Origin of the sequence: Ferroacidibacillus organovorans, from assembly GCF_001642725.1 — a bacterium.
GTDB classification, from domain to species: Bacteria; Bacillota; Bacilli; order Alicyclobacillales; family SLC66; genus Ferroacidibacillus; species Ferroacidibacillus organovorans.
Window position 1 is genome coordinate 1 of record NZ_LSUQ01000093.1, and the last position, 6917, is coordinate 6917.

The 6917-nt window shown below is 53.3% G+C and carries 7 protein-coding genes; 4 read left to right on the forward strand and 3 right to left on the reverse strand.

Annotated features, from left to right (window positions below; translation table 11 throughout):
* Together AYW79_RS15960 and AYW79_RS16220 are read left to right on the forward strand one after the other, a co-directional pair.
* A partial coding sequence (locus tag AYW79_RS15960; protein WP_197467736.1) for a hypothetical protein occupies positions 1-1082 on the forward strand: 1082 nt, incomplete at its 5' end.
* Positions 1083-1162: 80 nt separating this feature from the next.
* Positions 1163-1663 carry a redoxin domain-containing protein gene (locus AYW79_RS16220; protein ID WP_079291089.1) on the forward strand — a complete coding sequence of 167 codons (501 nt, stop codon included), beginning with the start codon at positions 1163-1165 and terminating at the stop codon, positions 1661-1663.
* 51 nt (positions 1664-1714) lie between these two features.
* Here the strand turns inward: AYW79_RS16220 and AYW79_RS14835 are convergent, their stop codons facing one another.
* Positions 1715-3061 (reverse strand): glycosyl hydrolase family 18 protein, encoded by a 1347-nt coding sequence (locus AYW79_RS14835; RefSeq protein WP_067567564.1) that lies wholly within the window; start codon positions 3059-3061, stop codon positions 1715-1717.
* A gap of 147 nt (positions 3062-3208) precedes the next feature.
* Between AYW79_RS14835 and AYW79_RS14840 the strand changes: the two genes are divergently transcribed.
* Both AYW79_RS14840 and AYW79_RS15700 read left to right on the forward strand, forming a co-directional pair.
* Positions 3209-4534, forward strand: a complete 1326-nt coding sequence (locus AYW79_RS14840; protein WP_067567567.1) for a hypothetical protein — start codon at positions 3209-3211, stop codon at positions 4532-4534.
* A 48-nt stretch (positions 4535-4582) separates the two neighbouring features.
* On the forward strand, positions 4583-4759 hold the full coding sequence (locus tag AYW79_RS15700; protein ID WP_156481853.1) for a hypothetical protein: 177 nt from the start codon (positions 4583-4585) through the stop codon (positions 4757-4759).
* 78 nt (positions 4760-4837) lie between these two features.
* Here the strand turns inward: AYW79_RS15700 and AYW79_RS14845 are convergent, their stop codons facing one another.
* Both AYW79_RS14845 and AYW79_RS14850 read right to left on the reverse strand, forming a co-directional pair.
* Positions 4838-5875: a ThiF family adenylyltransferase gene (locus AYW79_RS14845; protein WP_067567570.1), complete on the reverse strand. Its 1038-nt coding sequence runs from the start codon at positions 5873-5875 to the stop codon at positions 4838-4840.
* Positions 5862-6608 carry a molybdenum cofactor biosynthesis protein MoaE gene (locus tag AYW79_RS14850; RefSeq protein ID WP_067567573.1) on the reverse strand — a complete coding sequence of 249 codons (747 nt, stop codon included), beginning with the start codon at positions 6606-6608 and terminating at the stop codon, positions 5862-5864. Before AYW79_RS14850 ends, AYW79_RS14845 begins: the two co-directional genes overlap by 14 nt.
* Positions 6609-6917: the final 309 nt, after the last annotated feature.

The window sequence follows — 6917 nt, forward strand, 5'->3', positions numbered from 1 at the left end:
GCGCTGATGATGTATTGACTGCCGTGATAACGCTGCTTAATATGGCGCTGCGTCGCGCGGCAGTTCACGCGCGCGACGTCATCGCGCTCGCCATTTGTTCGTCTCCTCGCTATGCGGTCGTATGGGAGCGCCGCTCTGGAACGCCGCTTGCGGTGTTGCGTCTTCCGATGGATGGGGATGGTGCGTTTCAGATGACACTGGAACGTATATCTGCAATCGCTTCATCCTATCCGCATCTACCGCTCGTCGCGGGTGGGTTTGATTCGTGGCTCATGTTTCACTTTTCTGGATTTGAAACGTGCGGCGTGATGCAAGATCACCTGCTCGCTTCGCGGTTTATCCTTTTAAAACAGCGGTTTCAGGATCGCTTGGACGTTCCTGTCGCCGCACAAAACTATCAACTTGAAGTAAAAAAATCACTTTACTTGGAAGGATTTCAAAACATCCCGTGTGTTACGGTCTCAGCGCTCACGGCCACACAGTTTGGTGTGATGCATAACGGGCAAATGGACGCTTTGCTTCTTGTTGAAAAAGAAGGGTACATTCGCTTTTTTTCAAACGCGTCAACACAGTCCGATCTTGATGAGATCCTTCCTGTTGTGCGTGGCTTTGAAAACGCCCAGCGTATGATCGATTGGCTCTTTGCGCATACGTCTACGCATCCATCGAGTGACGAAGTGGCCGCTGCTTTGCAAAAACCTTTCCCGAACGTTCGCTTGCAGATCGATGAGTCGGAACACGCTGCGGCGGGCACGTTATACGGAATTTCTCCTGATCTGACAGATGAACAGTTGCTCGCTTCAGGTTACGCTGCACTTTTGGCAACCATTTCAGATGGACTCAACGCGTGGGCGCATGCGGGTCAGCAGATTCTGACTACGGCAACGACGTATGCGCCTGTTTTCGTTTTGCGAGCGCTCGCAAAACGACTCAACGTCGATGTTGTCATGCATACGACGGATCAGCTCGGGAAATGTGTTGCACTTATCGCAGCGGCAGATGCGGGAGAACTTTCAAGACGCGAGGCGCAAGCGATTCTGCGGGATGAGACCGAAGTGTTCGTGCTGTCTCCAGACGCGTGACGCGAGTGACGTTGATGTTCAGCCGAATCTTGGTATAATCGGGGATGTACCAAATCTACCCTTGAAAGGCGGTCATGCTCATGGCAGGACTCGGACAACCCAAGGGCGCACCGGAAACCAAGACATTGAAAGTTGGCGATGCCGCGCCGGATTTTACGCTTAAGGCGCATGGCGGCCGCACCGTTACACTTTCAGAGTTTCGCGGGAAAAATGTGTTTATCGCATTTTATCCCCTCGATTGGACTCCGGTCTGAGGCGCTCAAATGCCTTCATACGAGGATGATCTCTCTCGTTTTGAAGAGTACAATACCCAGGTTCTGGGTATCAGTGTCGATAGCATTCCGAGCCACGAAGCGTGGCAGAAGTCCATTGGCGGCATTTCTTATCCGCTTTGTTCGGACTTTTATCCTCACGGGGCAGTCGCTGAAAAATTCGGCGTCCTTCGCTCTGAAGGGTTTAACGAACGTGCACTCTTTGTGATTGACAAAGAGGGAGTTGTTCGCTTTATCGATGTTCACCCGATCGATAAACAACCTGACAATGAAGTGATTTTTGATGTCCTTCGTCAGTTAAGAGACTGAGTCAAACCGTGCGGCCGATAAGCGAATGCTTAACGGCCGCACGGTTTTTGATTAACCAATGGCCGTGTGAAGCGTGTTGACAAGGCTTTGCCAGAGTGTCGGGCTTGATAACCCCAGATACCAAACCGCGCCGCCTGCCAAATGATCTTTTGGGATGAGATCCGCCAGAAGCATGAGTGAACGCTCGTCTTCCATCCAAATTTCGTGAATGGTTCCTTGCACGACATACCTCAGAACGTGAACGCCAAGCGCTGCGTCCCAGTGAGGAACTGCGTGAACTTGAGAGACGAGATTTTGCAACTGTTGAAGTGAGAGTGGCTGACTATTCAATACTGTGCCTTGTTTTGACAGCGTCCAATCCTGTGTGTAGAGTGGCATGCCAAGCACCAGCTTTTGTGAGGGAACCCCCGTTATAAGCATATCTTTGATCCCCGTAGACACCCACGGCAGTGACGCGGTCGGCCCTGCATAAGGATCGCCACCCCAGTGTTGATCATAGCCCATCAAAACGATCTTTGAGACGACTTTTGCCAATGCTGCGTGATTATAAGGTCCAGTGTTTTGCCCGTAAATGATGTCAGGCGGAAGGTCGACAGAGAGCGCGACGTGATGCGGGCGGAGCGCCGTTGCGAGTTGTTGAACAAAGTGTGTGTAATTAAAGCGGTCTGCGTTCGCTAATCCTTCGAAATCAAGGTTGAGCCCATCGAGATGGTATTGCTTTGCAAGGGTGACAAGATGGTGAATTAAAGCGGTCTGCCGATCGGCATAGGAAAGATACGCATGGGTCTCGGATGCAGAGAAACCATTGTCGACGACCGCCCAGACTTTGATTCCTCGCGCGTGGCACATTTGTACGACTTGCTCGTTGATCGTCCCACTGACCGCTCCATAAGGACCTGAGACATGCAACCATTTTGGCGCAAGCACGGTAAGCCCTGGAGACTGGGCAAGAAGGGTCGGCAGTGTCGCAGGAGTAACGCCGAGTGTCCAGCCGAGTGCGATCGGTGATGACACGACAGATGTAAGCGGTGAGGCGAGAGGCAAGGTAGTCGGGAGATGCGAATTAGGCTTTACGAGGTTGGCGGAATTTGAAGTTTTGTTTGCGCCAAGTCCGTAACCTGTGGCAGACGGCAGGGAGCCGGCCACTGAAGGTACGGTTTCAAGCGTAATCTCATCATTTGAGAGCGCGGCGAGTGAAACCAAAAAGTGCGTTGGATCGGGTGTCGCAAGCGGCTTTCCAAGAACTGAAAAGTCAAGGATAGCGCGCAGTGCTGTAGGAATCGACATGTACGATACGACCGCCGGATCGATCTTGCGGGCATACCAGGAAGTCATCATGAGGGATGTCGCTAGAAAAAGGATGGATGTTGCGATCAAAGAGATTCGTTTTGGGAGCATCGCTTGTTTAGACCTCCAAAGCGCGCACAATGTGCATGATTTTCTTGTACGTGCTATCGAATCTATGAAACAAAATCATAGAATAGACCGCTTTACTTCTAGGAAAGATAGGGGAATTGGAAGTGAAGTGATGAGGAGGGGATATACGTGATCTATGTTTTCCTTTTGTCGCTAGCAGCGCTTTTTCACGCCGCGACATACCATGTCACGCAGGAACTGTCTCTGGCGGCGGGTGTCTTCATACTGTCGTGGTTTGGCATCGTATGGGAAGAACCGTGGATCGCGCTGCAAAAAACCGTCGGTTCTTGGCTTCATCTCTTGAAATTGAGGCGAAAGCTTTCCGCGCTTGAGGAACTGCCGCCCGGATGTAAGCGCTGGATCGATGCGTACGCAAACCAGTACCCAGCGTATGTGCGGATGCCTCTAACGCTTGGCGAGGATGGTGTCATCCGCTTTGCTGCACTGCGCGACCTGCGGCAGCTTCCACTGCAGCCGGATCACTGGCCGCTCCCGCTTCTCGATCTCGCGGCTGTGTTGGAAACCCTTACTCCTGAATTTTCTGACGTACGACTCGTCACACTCTTTGTCAATCAGGCGATTTTTCGGAATGCGACACGGCGGTTCGTTGCGCGTCTCAGCGAAATCGGTCTCTCAAGCGCGTCATCGCTCGCTGCGCTGTTTGACAGTCTCGTGCGGTTTCAGGAAGAGGATCGGCGCTTGGGGGGCCCCGGCTTGCTCTTGCGCGAGGTGTTTTATACGTGGCTCTTCACGTGTGTACCTGAGGCGCAAGCCGCTTGTCCGCATGCGTCAAAACGCACGGTGTGGTTTCACGCAAACCTCTCAGAAGCGATGACACGTCTAACGCGCCGCCTGCGCGCACAAATGCTTGAGGAGTCGCTGGATCATCCGGAATGCGACACAACGCACGAGTTATCTCCATTGCGGTCGACACAGGTTGCTGCGAGTCATGAGGTGACGTTTGAGCGAGTCAAGGCGTGGGCAACGCAAGATATGGCGCGCGCTGTTCGCGTAATGCGCGACGTCTTTTTATCCAATCGCGAAGAGCGTGGAGGCATCCTACTTGAACGGAATGCTGACGCGTGGCGTGAGGGCTATTTTGTGGCGATCCATGAGGGAAGACGCGTGGTGATGATGATTGCGCTGGAACTGAGCGAAGGGGAGGGTGGGGTACTTGAGCGGGCGATGGTGGCGCGTACGAAAGAACGCGCGAGCGATGTGCTGCTCTTGCCTCTCGATCCGCTGTCTGAAGCGCTGATGCGCAGAGCCGACTCTCTCGAACTGCTCGTCTTGCCGTGTGAAGAGTTACAGCGCATCATCGATGTGTATCGACAGCAACTCTGGCACGCGGTCGCTTTCTCCCTGCGCGTATCACGCGAAGGGAGTGACGAATCTACAAAAATGAAATTCGTAGATTCTCAGTTGTCTCCTATAGAACTTGGGACCGCAACATAGTACAATACGACTATCATGTTAAGTTCGTGTAAACGTGAGGTGTCAACATTGGGGCAATTCAATGAAAGAGACGCGGGTTTACAGAAACAGCAAGCTGCAGAACTGTTGCGAAACGCGATACGCGGCAATGATGATCCGTTTGTCACGCTCTGTCAAGCGATGCGCAGCTCGTCAGGAAAACCTGTAGAGCGACGCATCCTTGAAGAAGAGGATGACGAGCGTTAGACGTTTCAAAGCCAATCCGCGCGCAGGCTTTGCCTGCAATTGTTTTGTAAGCGGTTTCTATCAAATCCCCGATTCCAATCAAGCACCTACATAACGCGTATAGAGAGACCTTGCCACCCCTGTATCGCTTGTCCCCTGAATGAGCGCCCTTCCATCGCGAAAAACCGTGAGCGTGTAAGCATCGACTGCAACCCGCACAAAAAAAGGCGTTTGAGTGACGTCGTTTGCTACGATACGCACTTCCTTTGCCAGTGTATCGAGCGAGAGATTGCGCGGAGCGTTTGGCGTGACTTGAATCGTGTCCCGACCACAGAGACTGACCGTCTCAGGAGCGCGATCAGAGTGTAGATACGTAAAGATGCGCTGTCCGCACGTTTTGCAGTTCTCTTGCTTCGCAGGGAGTTTCATGGTCGACTGGCGGCCCTCCCACACGTCAAGGTGGGTCAAGTGTTTCGCGACGGGCGCGCCGACCAAGTATTTCAGCGCGAGCGTCGATGCGAGACTCCCGATCACATCGGTGAGTGGTCCGATGACGCCGACTGTATCGCACGTTTCTGCGTGCGTCTGATTCGAATCATCTGGAAACAGGCAGTGAAAGCAGGCGCCATCCGGAAAAAAAGGAGCGATCATTCCGCGGCTTGCCACAGCGCCTGCATAAATCCATGGCAGTTTGTGGAGGACGGCCACATCGTTGATTAAAAAACGAGTCGCAAAATTATCAGTTCCATCCATGATCAGATCGACATCGCGTAAGAGACGCTCTGCGTTTGCGGCAGTGAGATCAGTGACCTCAGGTTCAATCTGTACTTGACTGTTGATCTGACGAAGTTTTGCGGCCGCCGCGAGCGCTTTTGGTTTTGCTTCTGCCGCATCCGCTTCATCATAGAGGGTTTGCCGCTGAAGATTGCTCCACTCGATGATATCGCGATCAATGATTCGAGTGAAGCCAACCCCCGCGCGCACCATGTGGTTGGCAATGACCGTGCCAAGTGCGCCTGCGCCGACGACCGCAACGCGGGCAGCGTTCAATTTTTGCTGGCCGGAGACCCCGATCGGCGTAAACAGGTGTTGCCGGCTGTACCGCGGATGTGTTTCAGGCAGATCAGGATGTTGCATGCGGATCACCTTCTTGATCTGACGTTGGATTCCACGGTCCGTCAGGGCCTACCCACTCAACTTGCCCATCTGAGAAAAATTCCTTTTTCCAGATGGGTACGGTTCTCTTGAGGGTGTCGATCGCAAATTGACCTGCGGCGAACGCGTCTTTGCGATGGGGGGTCGAAACGCCGATCAGGACGCTTGTCTCCGTCAAAGCGAGCCGTCCCACGCGATGCCATAGCGCGACATGCGCATCAGGCCAGCGGTCCACACACGCATTCTTTACGGCGCGCATTTTTTCAAGAGCCATTTCCTCGTACGCCTCATACTCCAGGTAGTCTGTTTGTCGCCCGCGCGTAAATTCGCGGACGGTACCGGAAAAAAGGACAACGGCACCTGCCGCCGCACGCAAGACGTGATCATACATCGCGTTGACCGATAATATGTCGCGCGTGATGAGCAAGTCGGGCCATGTAGTGTCACGGAGGCTCTGCGGTTGTGACCCACCACTCACTGGCGGGATGATCGCGATGCGGTCTTTTTCTTGGATGGTCACGTCGTGTGTGGCGTATTCTTCATTTACCGCAAACCATGCGCGGCGAAGAATTTCTTCGAGCATTGGATAGGCAGCCGCAATCGCATCGCGTACATCGGCGATGGTGTGAGGTGCTCTGTGCTCGATTGAAACTTCGATTTGCTCTTTTCCACACGCTTCTGCCGCTGCGGCAAAGAGTCGAACGTGTACATTCACGCGGATTCACCTGCCTAGGAAAGGATTCGTCACAACGTATTATACAGGAATCAAAATGTCCGGGCTGTGCTTGTGCGGAAGAAGATCGGTTTGCGTTATACTAAATGAAATGAAGAGAAACGGGGAGAAATACGTTGACGGATCAGGTTTCGGCGCGCGCGGTGGCAGCGCACCATCGATTGACTCATCTGGACGAGGCGGGCCACGCACGCATGGTGGATGTCAGTGCAAAAACGCCGTCGATCCGCGAAGCGATTGCGCAGGCGGATGTGCACATGTTGCCAGAAACGCTCACAGCGATTCGCGAGC

What these genes read in the sequence shown, in the direction of transcription:
- AYW79_RS14845 (WP_067567570.1), bottom strand. Translation starts at nt 5,875, where the DNA reads ATGCAACATCCTGATCTGCCTGAAACACATCCGCGGTACAGCCGGCAA.
- AYW79_RS14835 (WP_067567564.1), bottom strand. Translation starts at nt 3,061, where the DNA reads ATGCTCCCAAAACGAATCTCTTTGATCGCAACATCCATCCTTTTTCTA.